This is a genomic window from Nocardiopsis sp. NPDC006198 (assembly GCF_040613895.1).
GTDB lineage: Bacteria > Actinomycetota > Actinomycetes > Streptosporangiales > Streptosporangiaceae > Nocardiopsis > Nocardiopsis tropica.
In genome coordinates this window covers 75,494-96,310 of record NZ_JBEXSY010000024.1, presented here as the reverse complement: position 1 = coordinate 96,310, position 20,817 = coordinate 75,494, and the positions used below count along the sequence as shown (strand labels likewise).

The following is a 20,817-nucleotide window of genomic DNA, read 5'->3' as shown; positions in this document are numbered from 1 at the left end:
CGGGGACGGGCCGCAGGGTCGGGGCCGCCCGGGACGACCGTTCTGTCCCCGCCGGGGCCCCCGCCCGGGTAGCCTCGACCCGTTCCCCGGACGTTGCAGGAGGCACCTGGTGTCCCACACCTGGACCGCGATCGACTTCGAGACCGCCAACCACGACCGCGGCAGCGCGTGCGCGGTCGGCCTGGTGCGCGTCCGCGACGGCGCGGTCGTGGACCGGTTCACCACCCTCATCCGGCCGCCCCGGCAGGTGGACTTCTTCTCGCGGCACAACATCGCCGTGCACGGCATCACCGCCGCCGACGTCGCCGACGCCCCCGGATGGCCCGAGGCGCACGCCCGCATCGTGGAGTTCGCCGACGGGGACCCGCTGGTGGCGCACAACGCCGCCTTCGACATCGGCGTGCTGCGCCAGGCCTGCGCCCACACGGGGCTGTCCCACCCGGCGTGGGAGTACGCGTGCACGCTCGCGCTGTCCAGGCGCACCTGGGCGGACCTGCCCGACCACAAGCTGCCCACGGTGTGCGCCCACATCGGCCACCGGGTGCTCCACCACCACCGTGCCGACGCTGACGCCGAGGCCGCCGCGAGCATCATGATCGCGGCCATGACCCGCTACGGGACCTCCTCCCTCGCCGACCTCGCCCGCGCCGCCCGCCTGGACCTGCGCCGGGTGGAGGCGGCCGGGGCCCTCCCGGTCCAGGAGGCCCTGCCCGTGGGGGCGGGGACCGCCGCGCAGCCCCCGGCCTCCGCCGCGCGTGCGGCGGGCGGCCCGTCCGCGCCCGCCCGCGCAGCGACGGCTCCCGGCCCCGTCGCGGGTGAGGACCGCTTCAGCAGGTGGCAGAGGGTCGCCCAGACACCGCTCCCCGAACCCTCCCCGGACGCCGACCCCGCCGGCCCCCTGTACGGGCGCACCGTGTGCGTGTCCGGCGACCTGGCCTCCATGGACAAGCCCGAGGTGTGGCGGCGCGTGGCCGAGGCGGGCGGGCGCCCCGCCAAGAACGTGACCCGGAAGACCGACGTGCTCGTCCTGGGCGGCCACGACGGGACCGGCAAGACCTCCAAGCACCGCCAGGCCGAGACCTACCGCGAGCGCGGCCAGCGCATCGACCTCGTCACCGAGGACGAGCTCCTGGCCCTGCTGGGGATGACCACCGCCGGCCCCTGACCGGTGCCGGGCCCCGCTCCCGCGGGAACGGCGGAGCCGCCCGCGCCCCGGTCGGGTGCGCGGGCGGCTCCGCCGGCTGTCCGGCTACTGCCTGGGGAAGCGCAGGGTGGCCCCGCTCTCGGAGCTGGTCCGCCCGTGGTCGAGCAGTTCGGTGAACCCGGCGTCCGCCATGACCGCCGAGCGCAGCATCAGCGCGCTGGCCGGGGCCCGGAAGGCCGCGTTCGGATCGTCCAGGCCCTTGGGGTCGGTGTCCACGAGCAGCGGTTCGTTGAACGACCCCCACAGCTCGGGCTCCCCGTCGCGTTCGGCGCCCAGGAGGAGGGTCTCCACCCGTGCCTCCGACAGCATCGGCAGGAGGGGCGTGGTCCCGCGCACCGCCTGGTCGTGGGCGAGTTTGCGCTGGTAGTCCTCCAGGAAGGCGTCGTGCCTCTCCACGACGAACTCGCGCAGGGCGTCCTCGGCGGCCTTGTGCAGCCGCTCCTCGGCGTCGGTCCCGCCGCGCCCTCCCGGGACGACCCGGATCGGGACGGTGAGCTGGCGCGGGCCCAGGTTGTCGCGCAGGTAGGCGATGGCCTCCTCGTCGCCGCCGACGATGATGATCTCGGCGCCGACCCTGCGGGCGGCCTCGCGCACGTGCTCGGCCACCTTCGCGGTGTTCTCCCGCCACAGCTCCTGGGCGGCGTGCGAGTCGGCGCCCGGGCCGCCGGGGTTGTTGCGCTGGCCGCGGCCCCCGCGCCCGCCCAGGCCGTCGATGTTGCGGAGGGATTCCCCGGCGGAGTCGGCCTCCAGGACCGGTTCCCGGGTGGGGCGGGCGGCGTAGGCCGTGACCTTGGCGTTGACCCGGTCCAGGGCCACCAGCACGTAGGGCAGGCGGCGGCCCCGGTCGACGGCCAGGGGGAGCACGTCCGGGACGGGAAGGTACGAGGCCCGGTCCTGGACGGGGGCTTCGCCCAGGGTGTGGGCGCCGAGGAGGGTCCCCTCGGAGGCGAAGAGGGCCTGACCGTGGTCGCCGTAGGCGCGGGAGGTCTTCTCCCCGACCGCCTGTTCCAGGACGTCGAGGGTGGCCTCGTCCGTGCCCAGCGCGGCGAGCTCCTTACGCAGGTGCCGCCAGCGCAGTTCGATCTTCTTGTCGGCGTCGGTGGTGTCGCGGCTGGTGTCCATGTGAACCGAAGCCACCGGAGCGCCGCTCTCGTACAGAGGTCGCAGAAAACCCATGTCCATGTATCCGCGGGGCGTGGTCACCCCCGCCCCGCCCACCTCCTTCTCGGGGTCGGCCTGCGGGCCATCCTGGGGCCAATGGTGCTAACCGTACGTACGCCACGTCGAGGGAGACACGCTCCTTGCCCAAGGATTTCCACGATTTGCCCGAGAACGGAACGGCCGCCACCCGACCGGAGAGGGTCGTGAACTGTCGGGCGCGGAAGGGTGCCGGGTCCCTAACGTCGGTGGTGGAAGAAGGAGGCGGGACATGCTGGACAGGTTGAACCGGGCCCTGGAGCGGGTCGAGGAGGACCCCGGGGCTCCGCCGGACGCGGCCGCGATGGCGCGGGACGCGCTGACCTCGGAGCACCACCTCCGGCGGCTTTTCTCGGCCCTGGCGGGGATGTCGCTGTCGGAGTACGCGCGGCGGCGGAGGCTGACGCTGGCGGGGGCCGAGGTGCTCCACGGCGACGACCCCCTGCTCGACGTCGCGGTCCGGTACGGCTACGGCTCGGCGGAGGCGTTCGCCCGGGCGTTCCGCTCCATGCACGGAGTGGGGCCCGGCGAGGCCCGCCGGACCGGTGCAGTGCTCGCCTCCCAACCGCGGATGACGTTCCGCCTGACAGTCGAAGGGAGCACCACTGTGCGTTACCGGATCGTGGAGAAGGAGGCGTTCCGCCTCGTGGGGCCCAGGGCCCGGGTCCCCCTGGTGCACCGGGGACCCAACCCGGACATCGTCGCGTTCACGAAAGGACTCGGACGGGCCGTGCTGGAGGAGGTGGGGCGGCTGTCCGACCAGGAGCCGCGCGGCGTCCTGTCGGTGAGTGTCCACCTCGGCTCCTCGCGGGAGGAGGGGACCGAGCTGGACTACTACCAGGCGGCGGCCACGACCGCTCCCGCGCCGTCGGGGATGGAGGTTTTGGAGGTGCCGGCCGGGACCTGGGTGGTCTTCCCGTACTCGGGGCCCTCGGCGGACTTCCCCGAGCCTCTGCAGCGGCTGTGGTCGGACGCGTTCGGGCACTGGTTCCCGTCCCACCCGTCCTACCGGACCGTCGAGGGGCCGTCGATCCTGCGGGTGGAGTACGGGGAGGACTGCGCGAACGCCGAGGCCGAGCTGTGGCTGCCCGTCGAGCGGGCGGACTGACCCGGCCGGACGGGCGCCCCGCGTCCGGGCCTTCGGACGCGGGCACGGCCGCGCGGGGCGGACAGGAACAGGACCACCAGCGGCGGGATGAAGACCGATGCGGGCACGGCCGCCCGGAGCGGCCCGCGCCCCGCCCGTAGGAGGGGCGGGGCGCGGTGGTGTGCCGACACCTCTGCCCCGCGCGCGGTGCCGGACTCCCCCGGGCGTGCCGGTGGGAGGCCGTGCTCAGCCACCGCCGTCCGCGCGATCCCCCTCGGCCGCGTCCGGCGCCGCGCGGATGCGCGCGACACGGGCGGCGCGAACCCGCAGGTCAAGGGCGTGTCCTACGGCGCCGCGACCTCGGTGGAGGCCGCCACGATGACGTCGTCGAGCAGCTTGCGGGAGCGCTGGAGGTCCCCGATCATCCGGTCGATGCGGTCGCGCTCCACCATCAGGTCCGCCACCAGGGTGCCGTCCGGCTCCGCCGGGCCGCCGTCGACGTCGCGCATGCACGGCAGCAGGGTCGCGATCTTGGCACTGCACAGCCCCGCCGCGAACAGTTCCTGGATGCGCTCCACCCGGTCCTGCGCGGACTCGGCGTACTCGCGCTGACCGCCCGGTGTGCGCTCGGAGGACAGCAGGCCCTGCTGCTCGTAGTAGCGCAGCGACCGTGTGCTCACACCGCTGCGCCGCGCCAATTCACCGATCCGCATGGCCCAACTCACACTCCCCGCACTTGAAGTTGACATTGGCGTCAACTCCTACGGTAGCGGCATGGACACCACATCCGGAACCTCTCCGCTGCTCACCCCCGCCCGCCTGGCCGGCATCGACCTGCCCAACCGCCTCGTCATCGCCCCGATGACCCGCAACCGGGCCGAGCCCTCGGGCGCCGCGAGCGCGCTCATGGCCGAGTACTACGCCCAGCGCGCCTCGGCGGGCCTCGTCATCGCGGAGGCCTCCACCCCGAACGCGGTCGGCCAGACCTATCCGAACATCGCCGCCCTGCACCGCCCCGAGCACGTCGAGGGCTGGCGGGCGGTCACCCGCCGCGTGGCGGAGGCGGGCGGGCGCATGTTCCTCCAGATCCAGCACGGGGGCCGCGTCGGCCACCCCGCCACCAGCGGGCTGACGCCGGTGGCGCCCTCCCCCGTGGCCCTGCCCGACACGATCCACACGCCCGGCGGCCGTCAGCCGGCCGTGACGCCCCGGGAGATGGACCGGGCCGACATCGACGGAACCGTCGCCGACTTCGCCGCCGCGGCCCGCCGGGCCGTGGACGCGGGCTTCCTCGGGGTGGAGGTCCACGCCGCCAACGGCTACCTCCTCCACCAGTTCCTGGCTCCCACCACCAACCGGCGCCGGGACGCCTACGGTGGCGCCCCGCGCAACAGGATGCGGTTCGTGCTGGAGGTCGTCGGGGCCGTCGTCGACGAGATCGGCCCCGACCGGGTCGGTGTGCGCGTCTCCCCGGGCAACACCAGCAACGGCATCGCCGAGACCGCCGACGACATCGCGGCCCTGTACCCCGGGCTGACCGAGCGCCTGGACGCCCTGGGCCCCGCCTACCTGCACGTGGCCTTCGCCGACCCCGACAGCCGGGTCTGGAAGGAGATCCGCTCCCGCTGGTCGCGGACCCTGATCGGCAACCCGGTCCTGCCCGCCGAGGGGATCCCCGCCGACGGGGGCCGGGCCGCGGGAGAGCGGATGCTGGACGCCGGGGCCGACCTGGTCGCCCTGGGGCGCCCCTTCCTGGCCAACCCCGACCTCGTCGAGCGCATCCGTACCGGTGCTCCGGTCAACCCGGTGCGCGACAAGTACCTGATGTACGTGGGGGGCGCCACCGGCTACACCGACTACCCCGCCGCGGCCCTCTGAGCCCGGCGGCGGGCCGCCCCGGAGCAGCCGTTCCCCGCCCCGGGCGCGAAGGGGGCGGCCGGGGCCGGGCCTTGCCGGAGGCGCCGGTCAGACGCGGGTGCGGCAGCGGTCCAGGAACCTGCGCAGCACCTCGTTGAAGCGGTCGGGGCGCTCCAGGTTGGGCAGGTGCCCGGCGCCCTCGATGATCTCCACGACGGAGTCGGGGATCAGCACGTGCATGGACTCGGTGAAGTCCGGCGGCGTGAACCGGTCGTGCTGGCCCGCCATGAGCAGTGTCGGCGCCGAGACGCGCCGGAGCAGGGGGGTGTAGTCGGGGCGCTGGGCGCGTCCGTACTGGGCTGCCGCCGCACCCTCGGGCGGGGCGGCGTACATCATGGCGCGCACGTGGTCGGCCACCGCGGGCAGGTCGCGCACGTTGTCGGCGGTCATCATGCCGACGAGCATCTCGTCGGTGTAGCCCCGCATCCCCTCCCCCCGCAGCCGCTCGGCCATCGCGACCCGGGAGGCCCGGCCCGTGTCGGTCTCGGCGCGCGGGTTGGTGGCGGCCAGGGTGAGGGAGTCGACCCGGTCGGGGAAGAGCCGGTAGAACTCCAGGGCGACCTGCCCTCCCATGGACAGTCCCACCACGCCCGCCACGTCCAGGCCGAGGTGGTCCAGGAGCGCGGCGAGGTCGCGGGCGAACGCGCTCATGGAGGTCGTCCCCGGAACGACGGTGCTGCGGCCGTACCCGCGCAGGTCCGGCACCACCACCCGGTATCCGCGCCCGGCGAACGCCTTGACCTGCGGTGCCCACATCGTCCGGTCGAAGGGGTGGCCGTGGATGAAGAGGACGGGGTACCCGGCTCCGCGATCGGTGTAACTCACGTCGATCCCGCTCACGGAGGCGGTGTCCGGGGCGTCACTGTTCGCGGTGTTCGTCGTCTCGTGTGCCACAAGAACCGATGCTATTCATCCGTGCAAGGCGCCGTTCCACCGGGATGGCCATGGGAGCGCGCCCAGTCGGTCGGGACCGCACCGCTTCCGGGAACGGGCCCCGCGCACGCGCGTGCGCGCCCCGGCGGAGGCCGCGGCGCGGTGCGGCCCCCGCCGGAGGCGAGCGGGCCGCAGGCGGTCCCTCCGCACCTGCGGCCCCTCGCGCGCCGTGACCCGCCGTCCTCGGGCACGGTGCGCCGTGGCGGACGGGGCCGTCCGCCACGGGCGCCGGAGCGCGGAGCGCCCGGCTACAGGGGGAGACGCCCCCGGGCGCCGTCGGGTTCGGCCCCGGTCGCGCCCCGTCTCACCCGGCCTCTCCCCGACGCGTCAGAGGACCCGTCCCGGCGGACTCCCCCGTGGCGGAGCCGTCCTCCTGGCGCCCGGGGGCCCCGCCCCGTGGGGAGCGGGCCCCTGCCCGCTTCCGGCCCAGGACGAGGGCCGCGGCCAGGTAGGGGGTGGCGAAGAGGGCGAAGGCGAGGGCGTGGCCGGTCAGTGCGAAGACCGCCGCGTACAACAGGTAGGAGGCGCCGGTGAAGGCTTCGGAGCCGAGTCCGGCGAGCGAGGTGACCGTGGCCCGGCCGGTCCCGGTGATGCGCTCCTGGAGCCGGGCGTCGGCGACCACGTTCGCGGTCTGGCACACGCCGAACCCCGCGCCGATCAGCATCCAGCCGGGGAGGCTGCCGAGCAGGGCGCCGGTCGCGATGGCGACCGCCGCCAGGCCGAGCAGGACGGCGAGGAGCCGGACGGGCAGCCGGGACGCGGGCCCGGCGAGCAGGCCGCCCGCGGTGATGAACACCCACACCACCAGGACCACGAGGGGGATGTCGGCCGTGGGGACGCCGGCCTCGTCCGCGAGCAGGGGGACGTACTCCTCCAGCATGTCCCAGAAGGCCGTGACCACGACGACGAGCACGATCGCGCCCCGGACGCCCCGGCTCGCGCGAGCCTCGGCCAGGCCCGCGCGCATGGTGGCGAGGTAGCCGGCGGGCTCGTCCCCGGAGCCGGGGCCGCCGGCGGCCCGCCGGTGCTCGGGCAGCGCCAGTGCGGCCGCGGAGCACAGCACGCAGGCGGCCACGCTCGCCGCCCCGATGGCCGCGTAGCCGCCGTGTTCCATCACGGGGACCGCCAGCAGGGTGGAGGCGCCGACCGCGGCCACCCCCAGGGCACGGGTCACGCCCATGACCCGGGCGTAGCGGTCGGCCGCGCCGCGGTGTCCGAGTTCGGTGTAGACCAGGGCCTCGAAGGCGCCGGAGGAGAGGGCTCCGCCCGCGCCCCACAGCACGAAGCCCAGGGCGAACGCCCAGTAGCCGGGCAGCAGGAGCCACAGGGCGAAGCCCGCGGCCGCGAACAGCGGTGCGGCGGCCAGCAGGTAGCGGCGGGGCACCACGTCGGCCCAGGCGCCGGCGGGGACCGACACGACGACGGAGGTCAGGGACCAGAGCACGAACAGCGAACTGATCTGGGCGACCGTCAGCCCGGTCTCGTCGAAGAGGATCGCGTACAGGGGGTAGAGGAGGACGAACTCCTCCAGGACCGCGTACGCGTACAGGGGCCGGGTCAGACGGGAGGTACGCGCGCCGGGGGCGCGCGGTGGCAGGGTGGTCATGAAGGTCTTTCGGTCGAGCGGAACGAGGACACCGGGGGCGTGTTCGCCCGGTGGTCCGCGTGCTCGGTCCGAAGACCGGTTCGGAACTTAACATCGCTCGTGCATGGCACCAGGATAGGCGGTCGGCGCCGCCGGGTGCCAGTGCTCCGGGGCAGCGGCCCCGCCTCCCCCGCCCGTGGACCCGGCGCGGTTCCGCGGGCCCCGGGGCGGCTCAGGCGGAGTGCACCTCGTGGGCCCAGGCCCGCAGGCCGGCGGCGAACCCCTCCCGCTCGGCGGGCGTGAGCCGCTCGAACGCCCGCAGCAGGGGCCGGGCCCGCCTGCTCGCGAACGCGCGCATGAGGTCCCGGTACTCCTCGGCCAGGGACAGCAGGACGCGCCGGCGGTTGGCGGGGTCCTGCCGCCGCACCACGAGGCCCACCCTGGACAGGTCGCCGACGAGCTCGCTGGTGGTGGGCAGACCCACCTCCAGGCGGGCGGCGAGCTCGCCCACGCTGAGCTCCTGGCCGTGGGTGAGCTGGGTGAGGACCGACCCGTGCCGGGCGGTCAGGCGGTTCTCCTGGAACAGCCGCCGGAGCTCGTCGGGCATCTCGGAATGGGCGCGGCGGTAGAACGTCTCCAGCAGGGGCACGAACCGCAGGGCGCCCTCGAGCAGTTCGCGATCCGGCATCTCGGTGTCGTCCCCGACCGCGTCCTGGCTCATGGGCCGATGCTACCGATCCCCGGGGGCCGGTCCGCCCGCAGGCGGGCGGACCGGCGCGGGTCGGAGGGTCCTCAGTAGGCAACGCCGACGGCCCGCCGCACGGTCGCGGGGTCGTCCAGGACGCGCAGGAGGGCGTGCGCCAGGTCCGCGCGGCCGATCCTGTACCCGGAGGGCACGTTCCCGCCGACCACGAGCCGGTACTCCCCGGTGCCGGGGTCGTCGGTCAACCGGGGCGGGCGGACCACGGTCCACGCCGCGCCGCCGGCGGACAGGGCCGCCTCCATCCGCTCCAGGTCCCGGTAGGCGTCCCGGAAGACCAGGCCGACCAGGGGCGAGAGCACGAAGCGGTGGAACGGCGAACTCCCCTGCGGGTGCGGCCCGACGGGGGCGGCGCTCACCGCGACCAGGCGTGTGTCCGGCCGGTCCGCGAGCGCGGCCAGGACCGCGCCGGTCCAGACGGTGGCCGGCGATCCGCCCTTGGCCGTGGCGGCGAGGCCCGAGACGACGGCGTCCGTCCGCCCGAGCAGTGCGCGCAGCGCCTCGGGGTCGGGGACCGGCATCCGGACCACGTCCAGGCGGTCGTGGACGAGGGGCATCCGTGCCGGGTCGCGCACCAGCGCGGTGACCCGGTGCCCTGCGGCCAGGGCCTGTTCCACCACCTGGCGGCCGGTTCCCCCGGTGGCTCCCAGGACGGTGATGCGGGCGGTGCTCTTGTCGGCCATGACCGTTTCACTCCCCGGGAAAAGAACAGTTCGTTTTCACGAATCATATCCCCGGTGACGCCGGGACCGAGGGCGCCGCCGGGTTTGCGCGTTCGGGCTGTTCAGCTCCGTACGCCCGGCCCGGCCCGCCCCGGGTGGACGAGGTACTCCTCCCGGTTCAACGGGTCCCCCTCGGTGCGGGCCCTGCGCGGAGGGGCCGGGCCCGCACAGGAGGGAGATCAGGCGTCGCCGTTGAGCACGGCGGCGGTCAGGACGCTGCCGGCGACGCCCCAGCCGCCGTCGGCGACCTCGTCGATCAGCACGACGGTGGTGGCACGGGCCCGCTCGCCGTAGATCTCCGCGTACAGGTCGGTGGTGCGCTCGACGAGCTTCTTCTTGTCCTCGGCGGTGACGGTGCCCGCGGGGACCTTGAAGTTGGCGAAAGGCATGGGTGTTCCTCCTTGAGTGGACTCTCCCGCGATGCGGAAGCACGTGTCCGAGAACGTGTGGCCATGGCGCCGTTCCCGGCCGGTACCGGCGCGGGGGCGGCAGTCAGCCGATGCCGATCCGGTGGCAGGACTCCGCGCGGAGCGGTCGGCAGCCATGTCCTCCAGGATGCTCGGCTCCGCCCGGCGGAACCAGGGGATCCCATCCCCTGTGCCGGCGGCCCGGCCGGACGCAGAATGGACGGCATGGGATCTGTGAACTACACCGAGCTGGGAGCCTTCCTGCGCTCGCGGCGTGAGCGCATCCGTCCGGTCGACGTAGGGCTTCCCCACGGGCTCCGCCGCCGGGTGCCCGGGCTGCGCCGCGACGAGGTCGCCCAGCTCGCCGGCGCATCGGTGGACTACTACAACGAACTCGAACGCGGCGCCGGATCCCAGCCCTCCGTGCAGATGATCGCCGCGCTGGCGAGGGCCCTGCGCCTGACCGCCGATGAGCGCGACTACCTCTACCACCTGGCCGACCGCCCGGTGCCCGCGCACGGCGGACCGGCCTCGCACGTCCACCCCGGCATGCTCGACCTGCTCGTCCGTCTGACGTCGACACCCGCGCAGGTCATCACCGACCTGCATGTCACCCTTGTGCAGAACCCGCTGGCGATGGCGCTGCTCGGGGACCACTCGGGCCTTCGCGGCGCTCGGGCCAGCTTCGTCCACCGGTGGTTCACCGACCCCGACGCCCGGCGGATGTATCCCGAAGCCGACCACGGGGGCCAGTCCCGGGCCTTCGTCGCCGACCTGCGGGCAGCCGCCGCCAGAAGAGATGCCAAGGACACCGAGGCCCGCTCGATGATCAGCTCGCTGATCGGCGCCTCCTCCGAGTTCGCCGCCCTGTGGGCCGAGCACGACGTGGCCTTCCGGCGCGACGACCGCAAACGCCTCAACCACCCCGAGCTCGGCCTGATCGAGGTCAACTGCCTCCACCTGTTCAGCGAGGACGGCCGACAGCGGCTGCTCTGGTTCACCCCCGCGGTCGGCACCGACAGCGCCGACCTCCTCGACCTGCTCGCCGTCCTCGGCACCCAGGAAGTCACCGGACCGTCGCTCTGAGAGCCTCCCGTCCGCAGTGTCGGCGGTCGGCTTCGGGGCCCCGTCGGAACGACCCCGCTTCGAGCGGGCGGCGCGTATCGACGCGGTCCCGCTGTTCCTGGCCGGGATCGTTCCGCGTCCTCGCCCCCCGGGCGGGCCCGGCGGGAAAACCGCCGAGCGCCCTCATCCGCCCGGCCCGGACCGCCGCAGGTGGAGGAGGTACTCCTCCCGGTTCAACGGGTTCCCGTCGGTGCGGGCCCGGTGCGGAGGGGTGCCGGCCACCGGCCGCACCCGGGAGCGGCGGCTCAGCAGGAACCCCTCGCCCCGCGTCAGGCCGGGCAGCGCCGTCCGGAACCCGTGGACCGCGCGGGCGGGCAGCTCCCCCCTCAGCTCCCACGCGCCGCCTCCCGGACGGGACTCGTGCACGTGGCCGCCGGCGGCGCCCAGGGCGGCCAGGACCGCGCTCAACGTGTCGGCGGGGACCTCCAGCTCGCAGGCGTGCACGGGCTCCATCACCCGTGTGCCCGCGCGGTGCAGCGCCCGCATGAGCACCATCGGGGTCAGGCAGCGGAAGTCCCGCGCCGTGCTGGTCGGGGCCACGAACCCGCTGCGGACCAGGGTCACCACGCAGTCGGTGACCTGCCATCCGTACAGGCCCTGGGACAGGGTGTCGTGGACCGTCTCCGCCACCGCCCGGTCGAACGACGGCAGCAGGGCGCCGAGCTCCACCTCCCTGCGGAACACGACGCCGCTCCCCTCCTCCCCCGGTTCCACCCGCAGGCCCACCGTGGCGGTGAACCCGTCCGCGGGCTGGGAGCCGACCGTCTCGACGGCCTCGCCCACGCCGGCGGGGCGCTCGACGTGCACGATGGTGCTGCGGTCGAACACGGCGCGCACGCCGAAGTCGTCGGCCAGGGTCGCTGCGACCACCTCCTTCTGCACCTCCCCGTACAGCAGGACCGAGACGCCGTGGCCGGGCACGGTGCGCACACCGATCAGCGGGTCCTGCTCGGCGAGCGCCGTCAGGGCGGCGTGCAGGCGCGGGCCCTCGCCCTCGTGCTCCGGACGGGCGACCGCCTCCAGGGAGGGGCGCGCGAAGCGGGGCCCGGGGCCGCCGGGGGCGGGAGGGCCGAGCCGGTCCCCCACACGCAGGCCCGGCAGCCCCCGGACGCGGCCGATGTGGCCCGCCGTCAGCGCACGCGTGCGGTCGCCCTCGGCGCCCACGACCTCCAGGCGGGTGACGCGGCCGCTGTGCGAGGACTCCGGGCCGTCGGAGGCCGTCGAGGTGTCGCGGTGGAGCACGACGCGGTCGCGCTCGGCCAGGCGGCCCGACCGCAGCCGCACGTAGCCGGTCTTCTCCCCCGAGGCCGAGCGTTCGACGGAGAACACCGTGCCCCGCGGTTCGGGGTCGGCGGTCCCCGGTTCCGGGGCGGTGGCGGGGAACAGGCAGGTGAGGGCGCGGACCAGCGCGGGGGCGCCCGCGCCGGTGACGGCCGAGCCGAACAGCACGGGGTGGACCAGTCCCCGCGCGACCTGGGCCGCGAGCATCCTGTCCAGTTCGTGCGCCGGCGGGGCCGGGAGGCCGTCGACCAGGCGTGCCAGCAGGTCGTCGTCGTGCGCCGCCAGGACCTCGGCCAGCGCCTCCCCCGTGGCCGGGTCGTCCCGGTCCAGGGGCAGCGTGCGGGCGCCGGGCGTGCCCGCGCCGCGCACGCGGTTGAGCGCGACCGCGTCCGGGGAGAGCAGCCGACGCACCTCCGCGAGCACTCCGTCGGGGCGGGCGCCCCGACGGTCGGTCTTGTTGACGAACAGCGCCACGGGCAACCCCGCCTCCCGCAGGGTGCGCATCAGCACGCGGGTGTGGGCCTGGACGCCCTCGACCGCGGACAGGACGAGTACCGCGCCGTCGAGCACGGTCAGGGCGCGTTCGACCTCGGCCACGAAGTCGGTGTGGCCTGGGGTGTCGACGAGGTTGATCTGCACGGGGCCGGCCCGGAAGGAGGCGACGGCCGTGCGCACGGTGATGCCGCGCTCGCGTTCGATGCGGCCGGAGTCGGTGCGGGTGTCCCCGGCGTCGACGCTGCCGAGCCGGTCGAGGGCGCCCGCGTCGAACAGCAGGCGCTCGGTGAGGCTGGTCTTACCCGCGTCGACGTGCGCGACGATGCCGATGTTCAGGGCGGTCGGAAGAGATGACAAGAGCGGAGGTGTCCTCGGGGATTCGTGTCCGGTTGCAGGGCTCGAAAACTCCGTAGGACCGGCGCATCCCGTTGTTCCTCTCCTCGGCTGTCGGTCGGCGGTCCGATTCTGGCCCCGTCCCGGGGGCCGCACAACCCGTTTTCCCGTGTGGGGACGCCGTCGACGAGCGGCGAACCGGGTGACGGGTGCTCCGCCGGCGGCTTTCGGAGCGAAGGCGCCCCGCTCTCCCCCGGTGTCCGCCGCCGCTGCCAAGGGTCGCGATCGTTGTCCGACAGGATCCGCTCGGCTCCTCCGGCTTGACGCATGCCGATATGGGAATATGTTTGTCCCATGGCACGAGCAGCGACGACGTCGGACGTCTTCAACGCGATCGCCGAGCCGCAGCGCCGGGAGATCCTGGCACTGCTGCGGACGGGTGAGCGTTCGGTGACCGAGTTGGCCCAGGAGCTGGGGATGACCCAGCCGGGAGCGTCCAAACACCTGCGGGTGCTCCGGGAGGTCGGGCTGGTGCGGGACCGCAGGGCGGGAAAGCAGCGCCTGTACGGTCTCGACGCCGGCGGGCTGCGGCCCGTCCACGAGTGGACCGGCGGGTTCGAGCGGTTCTGGAGCGAGAGCTTCGACCGGCTGGACGCCTACGTGCAGGACCTGAAGCAGACAAGGGAAGCGGAGTAGCCGATGAGCGCGACAGAACAAGGAACGCCGACGAGGTCGGCGACAGCCGACCGCGAGATCGTCGTCTCCCGGACCATCGACGCCCCGCCCGAGCTGGTGTTCGAGGCGTTCACCGACGTGCGGCACCTGTCGCGGTGGTGGGGGCCGGAGGGGTTCACCACCACCACGCGGGCGTTCGAGTTCCGCGTCGGCGGGGCGTGGGACTTCGTGATGCACGGACCGGACGGGACGGACTACCAGGAGTGGATCACCTGGACCGAGCTCGCCCCGCCGGAACGGATCGCGATGCTCCACGGTGAGACCCGCGACGACCCGAACGCCTTCGAGTCGGTCCTCACGTTCGAGCCCGACGGTGCGGCGACCCGGATCGAGATGCGCACGGTGTTCCCCACCAAGGAGCTGCGCGACGAGGCGGCCGAGAAGTACCACGCGGTCGAGAGCGGCCGGCAGACCCTGGACAACCTGGCCGCCTACGTCACCGAGACCGTCCGGAAGCGGTGACTCCCCGGCCTCGGCGCCCTCCCGCCGAGGTCGGCCGGCCGCGGACGGCCGGACCCGGCCCCCGTCCGCGGCCGGAGGCGTGTGCGCGGCGGGGATCCGGGACGCGGGAGGAGTCGGGCGAGGAGGGGCGGAAAAGGGGTGTTCAATTCGACTCGGGACTATTCTTTTGTTTCCAGTTGAATTGTGGCTTTGCTTCTTATTTGGCGGTCTGTTTTTACAGTTCGATTGAACGAACTATACGAAAGCAGGGGGATGCGGGTCGTGGCATCGGCGTTCTCCCGGGGCATCTTGGTCCTCGGAGCTCTCCGTCACCCGATGGTCACCCGCGCGGGTTCAACGTTCACCGGGCGGTGGTTGGGACGTTCCGCTTTCCGTGGCCGGATAGAGCACGGTCCCCGTCCGCCCCGACCGGGGCCGGGCGCTCCACGAACTCCAGGAGACCGTGCATGCCGGGAACTCCCCGCACCCCCGCCCCCGCTCCTTCCCCCACCCCCCTGACCGCGGTGCCCGCGCCGACCGCCCCGCCGGCGAGCGCCGCCCCCGTCTCCGCCTCCCTCGCGGAAGAGGCCGCCCGCGCCACCCGCCGCCAGCTCCTGGTGGGCGGCGCCGCCACACTGGGAGCCGTCGCCCTGGCCTCCAGCTGGGCCCCCGAGGCACACGCCGACGCCGCCCCCCGGCCCGGACGGGTGGCCGAACCCTTCACCCTCGGCATCGCCTCCGGAGAACCCCTCCACAACGGCGTCGTCCTGTGGACCCGCCTGGCGCCCGACCCCCTGGCGGAGAACGGGCTCGGCGGCATGCCCGACCGGCGGGTCGAGGTCGAGTGGCAGGTCTCCCAGGACGAGAACTTCCGCCGCATCACCACCTCCGGCACCGTCGGGACCGGCCCCCGCGCAGCCCACTCCGTCCACGTGGAGGTCCAGGGGCTGCGGCCCGGAACCCCCTACTACTACCGGTTCCGCCACGGCAACGAGATCAGTCCCGTGGGCCGGACCCGGACCACGCCGGCGCCCAACGCGCGGACGGACCGCTTCGCGTTCGCGTTCGCCAGCTGCCAGAGCTACACCAGCGGCCACTTCACCGCCCAGGAGCACCTGGCCAGGGAGGACCTGGACCTGGTCGTGTTCCTGGGCGACTACATCTACGAGACCGGTGAGGCCGGGGGCGCCGGGCGCCCCCACGTGCCCGCCCGGGAGGTCCAGACCCTGGCCGAGTACCGCGTCCGGCACGCCCAGTACAAGGCCGACGCGGGCCTCCAGGCGGCCCACGCCGCCTTCCCGTGGGCGGTGGTCTTCGACGACCACGAACTGGAGAACAACTGGGCCGACGAGACCCCGTACGGCGGCGAGCCCTCGGAGGCCTTCCTCCAGCGCAGGGCCGACGCGCTCAAGGCCTACTACGAGCACATGCCGCTGCGCCGCTCCCAGATCCCCGCCGGGCCGGACATGCACCTCTACCGCAAGCTGTCCTTCGGCAACCTCGTGGACGTGCACCTGCTCGACACCCGCCAGTACCGGGACGTGCAGGTGGCGGACTCCGAGCGCGGCGACCCCTCGCGCACCCTGCTCGGCGCGGACCAGCGGGCGTGGCTGCTGAACGGGCTGTCCTCCTCGCGGGCCCGCTGGAACGTGCTGGCGCAGCAGGTGTTCTTCTCCCAGCGCGACTTCGCCGCCGGCGCGGCCACCGACTTCAGCGACGACGCCTGGGACAACTACCGGGTCGAGCGGGACACCGTCCGCGACGCGCTGGCCCGTGTGCGCAACCCGGTCGTGATCACCGGGGACGTGCACGCCAACTACGTGTGCGATGTGAAGGCGGACTTCGACGCCCCGGGCTCGGCGACGGTCGCCACGGAACTGGTGGGCACCTCGTTCACCAGCGGAGGGGACGGCGCGGAGCAGAACCCGGGCGACGCGGTGCAGCTGAGGGAGAACCCGCACATCCGGTTCGTCAACCGCAGACGCGGCTACGTCCGCAACGTCGTGACCCCCACCGGGTGGACGGCCGACTACAGGACGCTCGACTACGTGACCGATCCCGGCGCGCCCATCACCGACCGGGCCCGGTTCGTCATCGACGACGGAGTCCCGGGCGTGCGCCCCCAGGCCTGACCGGCCCCCGGCTGCCGGAGGCGGGGCAGCCCGCCTCTCCCGTCTCCGGGCCGGGACCCCGGGGGCGGTCGGTGCCCCGGTGCGCCGACCGGAGACGGTAAATACTTCACCTGCATCCACCCGCGGGCCAGGCCAGCGGCACCTCAAGGAAAAAGTTCTTTTATTTCCACTCTCCGCGATTCTTCAAGGGGAGGGAATCGGGTGTTTTTCTTCCAGGCATACATGGAGTTGAGTGTTGCCTGGTGGCGCGCTTCCGGGTCTATAATCAGAAGCAGGCCGAGCGCGCGCCCCAAGACGACTCGAGGCCCGCAGGCGGTGGCGCTGGAAGTGCGAGAAGACGCGCACCGGTCTCTCGCGGTGGAAGTCCTCGACAGGCCCGCCGTGAATCCCGGAGGATCCGGATGCGGACCCGGGACACAAGGAATGGTGAAGGCGGCGCCGAGGCCCATGGGCGCGTGACCGCGACCGGTGTCGCGAGGTCCGCCCCGGGTGCCATCGGTCGCGTACACGCCCGATGGAAGCGTCTGCGCCGCCCTCGGGAGACGAGATCGAGGGAAGCCTCCGCTCGTTCGGAGGGTCGTCCTGCGAACGCGAATTCACGAGAGAGGAAGACTGTCTCATTTCTTGCGGGAAAGAGGCGGTTCCTCACATCCTTCCTTGTCTTCATTTATATCTCCGGACACTGGGACTTCGTGCTCATGGAGACCGCGGGAAAACCGACAGGAAAAAGGCGTTCTCCGTCAAGGATGTGAACTTTCCTGAGGAGAACCCGTCTGAGGCGTCCGGTCGCGGCACGGTGGTTCTGTGTCCTCCGGAGTACTGCAGCGCGGGGCTTCAACAGCCTCACCGGAAGAAAAGAGGAACGACATGATTGGGCTCAAGCAAGGCGACAGCGGGGAGAAGGTGGCGTACCTGCAGGAACTGCTCATCGCAGCGGGCCACCTGGACAAGAACCCCGGGGCCGACGGCGAGTACGGGACCGAGACCACCGAAGCGGTCCGCAAGGCCAGGGCGGCGCAGGGGTCGACCAAGCCCGGGACGCCGATCACCGGGACCGCCGGCGGGCAGGTCATGAAGGAGTTCGTGGAGAAGGTGGCGGGGGTGAAGTAGCCCGCGCCCGCTCCACAAGGCCATGACGCCATGGCCGGCCCCTCGCGACGGACACGCCGCGGGGGGCTCCCCTGCGAGCGGGCCGGGGCGGTGCGCGGTCCGGTTCAGGCGGCGGTCCCCACGCCCATCTCCTCGCGCAGGCGCTCCAGGGTCGTCCGCAGGAGGCGGGAGATGTGCATCTGGGAGTAGCCCAGACGCTCGGCGATCTCGGCCTGTGTGTGGTCGTGGAAGTAGCGCAGCATGAGGATGTGGCGTTCGCGCTCGGACAGGCGTGCCAGGGCCGGTTTGAGGGCCTCGCGGTCCACCACCAGGTCCAGAAGCCGGTCCTCGCAGCCCAGGTGCTCCTCCAGCGAGGGGGATTCGTCCCCGTCCGCGTCCGGGTTGTCGGGGGCGTCCAGCGACAGGGCCCGGTAGAGGTCGGAGACCTGGCGGACCTCGTCCAGCTGCTCGCGGGTCATCCCGAGCTTGTGCCCGAGTTCGTCACCGGTGGGCGTGCGCCCCAGTTCCTGCGTCATCTCCTGCCGGGCCTGGTGCAGGCGGATCCGGTTCTCCTGGGCCGACCGGGGCACCCGCACGGCCCAGGTGTGGTCGCGGAAGTGGCGCTTGACCTCGCCGATCGCGGTCGGCATCAGATAGCCGAGGAACGGCGCCCCCCGGTCGGGGTCGAAGCCGCGGATGGCCTTGCACAGCCCCACCATCGCGGTCTGGTACAGGTCCTCCACCGGTTCCCCGCGGCCCCCGTAGCGGTGCGCGATCCGCTTCATGGCCGGCGCGTAGTGGGACACGACCCGCTCCTGGAGCTCGTGTGCTCCGGGACCGCCCGGGCCCAGGGCCTTGAGCTGTCTGAGGAGGGCTTCGCCCGGGTCCCGTTCGCCCGGTCCCGGCCGTCGCGGCGCCGGGATCATCGGACCTCGTGCGGCGGGAGCGTCGACCGGAAGCGCGTCGGTGTCGGTGACGGACAAGAGAGACCCCCTGAAAGCCGGCCTGTGCGTTGCTGCCGCAACGGCAGGGCACGGCCCTCGAAGGCACGTGCCACTGTCATCCTTCCCTCACGAAGGAGACTAAAAGGCCCAGAGAGAACTTTGGGGAACTCTTACTACCACAGAGCGACAAACAAGACATTTAGTACAGGCATGTGTGGAGTGCTCAGCGGCCGACGCCTCCGGGGCACTCCCCCGCGCCCGCGGGGGCGTGTCGGCGGCTTCCCGTTTCCGGCGGCGGCGTCGCGCGCTCTGCCTCGGGAGCCGCGGCGCGAACGCGCGCCGACGGGGACCCGTGAAGAACCGGTGCGACCCTCCCCTGGTCTCTCCGGACGCGAAAACACCAGGACGCCCCGGCGCCGGACCCGTACCATGCCCGGTGGTCGCCCTGCGGCGGCCACGGGTCCTGCGCACCGTGCCAGGACGCGAACGCACGAGCAGTCGGGGGAAGACGTCCGATGGCACCATCCGGTATCGCCTCCGTGGTGGGCGAGCACTACGCACTGGAGGGGGCGGACCTCGTCCCGGTCGGCGGCGGCGCGGACCTGAACGCCTCGCTGTGGCGGGCCACCGACGCGCGCGGGCACCGCTTCGCCGTCAAGTGGAGCAGCGGGGGCTCCCCTGCGGGGCTCGTACTGCCCGCCGCGCTCAACGCGGTTCGGCCGGGAAGCGCTCCGGAGCCGCTGCCCGCACGCACCGGAGCCCTGTGGGTCGACACCGGCGGCGCACGCCTGTCGGTCATGGACTGGGTCGAGGGCACGAGCGCCCTCGAAACGCCCCCGGGGCCGGCCGGATGGCGCGAGCTGGGTCAGATCCTGGCCGCCCTGCACGGGGTGCCGCTCGGGGACGAGGCACTGGAGCGGGTCCCGCGCGAGGACTTCGACCCCGGCCGGTGGGCCGGGCTGTTCGAACGCGTCGACACCGCGCTCGACGCCGGACCCGCCGAGGGGATCGGGCGGCGACTGGCCGAGCTGTGGTCCGGGAACCGCGCGGCACTGCGCGAGGTCCACCGGCGCACGATCGACCTGGCCGCACGCCTCCGGGAGCGGGACGACCTCCCCGGCTTCGCCGCCTGCCACGCCGACCCGCACCTGGGCAACCTCGTCATCGCCACCGACGGGCGCCCGGTCCTCATCGACTTCGACGACGCGGTCCTCGCCCCGCGCGAACGCGACCTGATGTTCGTCCTCGGGGGCGGTGTTCTGGCGGACCGGGCCGCCACCGAGGAGCAGCAGGGCCTGTTCCTCGACGGGTACGGGCACCACCGGGTCGACGCCGAACTGCTCGCCTACTACCGGGGCCTGCGCGTGCTGGAGGACGCCTCCGAACTCGCGGGGATCGTCATCGACCCCGCCTGCGGCGAGGAGGAGCGCCGCGAGGCCTTCGGCCACGTCCGCGGCGTCTTCTCCCCGACGGGTCTGCTCGCCCAGGCGCTGTCCGAATAGGGGCCGCCGGGATCGCCCCTGGTCGCACCCCTGCAGGAGGCATGGGGAGCGCCACGGGCGGGTAGCCGGGTGGGCACGGGCGAGGCCCCCGGCGGAGGGACCTCCCCGCCGGGGGCCGGCAGGCGCCGCAGGCCGCGCCCACCGATCCCGGGAGACCACCGGCCCACTCGAAGGAGCAGCGTTCATGAAGATCCTCATCGTCCTGACCTCGCACGACGAGCTCGGTGACACCGGACGCAAGACGGGCTTCTGGCTGGAGGAACTAGCAGCCCCGTACTACCGCTTCAAGGACGCCGGCGCCGAGCTGGTGCTCGCCTCGCCCCGGGGCGGGCGTCCGCCCCTGGACCCCAAGAGCAACGAGCCCGACGCCCGGACCGACCAGACCCGGCGCTTCGAGTCCGACACCGAGGCCATGGCCGCCCTGGAGAGCACGGTGCGCCTCGACTCGGTCTCGGCCGCCGAGTTCGACACGGTCTTCTACCCCGGCGGACACGGTCCGCTGTGGGACCTCGCCGAGGACGAGCACTCCGTCCGGCTCATCGAGACCACCCTGCGGGCGGGCAGGCCGCTCGCCCTGGTCTGCCACGCGCCGGGGGCCCTGCGCCACGTCACCGGAGAGGACGGCAACCCGCTGGTCCGGGGCAGGAGGGTCACGGGGTTCACGAACTCGGAGGAGGCCGCCGTCGGGCTGACCGAGGTGGTCCCGTTCCTGGTGGAGGACCAGCTCGAGGAACTCGGCGGCGTCTTCTCCAAGGTCGGGGACTGGGAGCCGTACGTCGTCCGCGACGGCCTGCTGCTCACCGGTCAGAACCCCGCGTCCTCGGGTCCCGCGGCCGAGGCCCTGCTCGATCTGGTCGCCGAGGTGGACGGCGAACGCGCATGAGCGCACGCGCCGTGACGGACACGGCCCGGAGGGCCCGGCCCCGGG

Annotated in this window: 19 protein-coding genes; 10 read left to right on the top strand and 9 right to left on the bottom strand. The window is 73.5% G+C overall.

The window, feature by feature from the left end:
• Positions 1-109: 109 nt before the first annotated feature.
• Entirely contained in the window at positions 110-1,165 is a 1,056-nt protein-coding gene (locus ABZ234_RS18275; RefSeq protein WP_355012871.1) for an exonuclease domain-containing protein, read from the top strand.
• A gap of 84 nt (positions 1,166-1,249) precedes the next feature.
• Here ABZ234_RS18275 and ABZ234_RS18270 read toward each other — a convergent pair whose 3' ends face one another.
• Positions 1,250-2,386, bottom strand: a complete 1,137-nt coding sequence (locus ABZ234_RS18270) for a hypothetical protein (RefSeq protein WP_355012885.1) — start codon at positions 2,384-2,386, stop codon at positions 1,250-1,252.
• 247 nt (positions 2,387-2,633) lie between these two features.
• On the opposite strand from ABZ234_RS18270, the gene ABZ234_RS18265 reads away from it, so the two are divergent.
• Positions 2,634-3,509, top strand: a complete 876-nt coding sequence (locus ABZ234_RS18265) for an AraC family transcriptional regulator (protein ID WP_344175819.1) — start codon at positions 2,634-2,636, stop codon at positions 3,507-3,509.
• A gap of 323 nt (positions 3,510-3,832) precedes the next feature.
• Here ABZ234_RS18265 and ABZ234_RS18260 read toward each other — a convergent pair whose 3' ends face one another.
• On the bottom strand, positions 3,833-4,201 hold the full coding sequence (locus tag ABZ234_RS18260; RefSeq protein ID WP_267950029.1) for a MerR family transcriptional regulator: 369 nt from the start codon (positions 4,199-4,201) through the stop codon (positions 3,833-3,835).
• 61 nt (positions 4,202-4,262) lie between these two features.
• On the opposite strand from ABZ234_RS18260, the gene ABZ234_RS18255 reads away from it, so the two are divergent.
• Positions 4,263-5,366, top strand: coding sequence for an alkene reductase (locus ABZ234_RS18255; RefSeq protein ID WP_355012870.1), 1,104 nt, complete (start codon positions 4,263-4,265; stop codon positions 5,364-5,366).
• Between the two features lie 87 nt (positions 5,367-5,453).
• On the opposite strand, the gene ABZ234_RS18250 is transcribed toward ABZ234_RS18255, so the two are convergent.
• The 5 genes from ABZ234_RS18250 to ABZ234_RS18230 all read right to left on the bottom strand — a co-directional run bounded on the left by ABZ234_RS18250 (position 5,454) and on the right by ABZ234_RS18230 (position 9,794).
• Positions 5,454-6,299, bottom strand: coding sequence for an alpha/beta fold hydrolase (locus ABZ234_RS18250; protein WP_267950031.1), 846 nt, complete (start codon positions 6,297-6,299; stop codon positions 5,454-5,456).
• Positions 6,300-6,642: 343 nt separating this feature from the next.
• Positions 6,643-7,944 carry an MFS transporter gene (locus ABZ234_RS18245; protein ID WP_355012869.1) on the bottom strand — a complete coding sequence of 434 codons (1,302 nt, stop codon included), beginning with the start codon at positions 7,942-7,944 and terminating at the stop codon, positions 6,643-6,645.
• A gap of 211 nt (positions 7,945-8,155) precedes the next feature.
• Positions 8,156-8,644, bottom strand: a complete 489-nt coding sequence (locus ABZ234_RS18240) for a MarR family transcriptional regulator (protein ID WP_355012868.1) — start codon at positions 8,642-8,644, stop codon at positions 8,156-8,158.
• A 71-nt stretch (positions 8,645-8,715) separates the two neighbouring features.
• Positions 8,716-9,366, bottom strand: a complete 651-nt coding sequence (locus ABZ234_RS18235; protein WP_355012867.1) for an NAD(P)H-binding protein — start codon at positions 9,364-9,366, stop codon at positions 8,716-8,718.
• 218 nt (positions 9,367-9,584) lie between these two features.
• The gene (locus tag ABZ234_RS18230) at positions 9,585-9,794 is read right to left on the bottom strand and encodes a 4-oxalocrotonate tautomerase family protein (protein WP_267950035.1); all 210 of its coding nucleotides are present in this window, start codon (positions 9,792-9,794) and stop codon (positions 9,585-9,587) included.
• Positions 9,795-10,037: 243 nt separating this feature from the next.
• On the opposite strand from ABZ234_RS18230, the gene ABZ234_RS18225 reads away from it, so the two are divergent.
• Complete coding sequence (locus tag ABZ234_RS18225; protein WP_344175810.1) at positions 10,038-10,898, top strand: helix-turn-helix transcriptional regulator; 861 nt, start codon at positions 10,038-10,040, stop codon at positions 10,896-10,898.
• A 162-nt stretch (positions 10,899-11,060) separates the two neighbouring features.
• On the opposite strand, the gene ABZ234_RS18220 is transcribed toward ABZ234_RS18225, so the two are convergent.
• A complete protein-coding gene (locus tag ABZ234_RS18220) occupies positions 11,061-13,070 on the bottom strand; it encodes a translation factor GTPase family protein (RefSeq protein ID WP_355012866.1) in 2,010 nt (669 codons plus the stop codon).
• Positions 13,071-13,400: 330 nt separating this feature from the next.
• Between ABZ234_RS18220 and ABZ234_RS18215 the strand changes: the two genes are divergently transcribed.
• The 4 genes from ABZ234_RS18215 to ABZ234_RS18200 all read left to right on the top strand — a co-directional run bounded on the left by ABZ234_RS18215 (position 13,401) and on the right by ABZ234_RS18200 (position 17,464).
• Positions 13,401-13,742 (top strand): metalloregulator ArsR/SmtB family transcription factor, encoded by a 342-nt coding sequence (locus tag ABZ234_RS18215; protein ID WP_355012865.1) that lies wholly within the window; start codon positions 13,401-13,403, stop codon positions 13,740-13,742.
• A gap of 3 nt (positions 13,743-13,745) precedes the next feature.
• The gene (locus tag ABZ234_RS18210) at positions 13,746-14,243 is read left to right on the top strand and encodes an SRPBCC family protein (RefSeq protein WP_355012864.1); all 498 of its coding nucleotides are present in this window, start codon (positions 13,746-13,748) and stop codon (positions 14,241-14,243) included.
• 446 nt (positions 14,244-14,689) lie between these two features.
• Positions 14,690-16,354, top strand: coding sequence for an alkaline phosphatase D family protein (locus ABZ234_RS18205; protein WP_355012863.1), 1,665 nt, complete (start codon positions 14,690-14,692; stop codon positions 16,352-16,354).
• A gap of 867 nt (positions 16,355-17,221) precedes the next feature.
• A complete protein-coding gene (locus tag ABZ234_RS18200; protein WP_267950040.1) occupies positions 17,222-17,464 on the top strand; it encodes a peptidoglycan-binding domain-containing protein in 243 nt (80 codons plus the stop codon).
• A 104-nt stretch (positions 17,465-17,568) separates the two neighbouring features.
• Here the strand turns inward: ABZ234_RS18200 and ABZ234_RS18195 are convergent, their stop codons facing one another.
• Positions 17,569-18,369: a SigB/SigF/SigG family RNA polymerase sigma factor gene (locus tag ABZ234_RS18195; protein WP_355012884.1), complete on the bottom strand. Its 801-nt coding sequence runs from the start codon at positions 18,367-18,369 to the stop codon at positions 17,569-17,571.
• A 533-nt stretch (positions 18,370-18,902) separates the two neighbouring features.
• Between ABZ234_RS18195 and ABZ234_RS18190 the strand changes: the two genes are divergently transcribed.
• Positions 18,903-19,889 carry a phosphotransferase gene (locus ABZ234_RS18190; protein ID WP_355012862.1) on the top strand — a complete coding sequence of 329 codons (987 nt, stop codon included), beginning with the start codon at positions 18,903-18,905 and terminating at the stop codon, positions 19,887-19,889.
• Between the two features lie 184 nt (positions 19,890-20,073).
• Complete coding sequence (locus tag ABZ234_RS18185; RefSeq protein ID WP_355012861.1) at positions 20,074-20,772, top strand: type 1 glutamine amidotransferase domain-containing protein; 699 nt, start codon at positions 20,074-20,076, stop codon at positions 20,770-20,772.
• Positions 20,773-20,817: the final 45 nt, after the last annotated feature.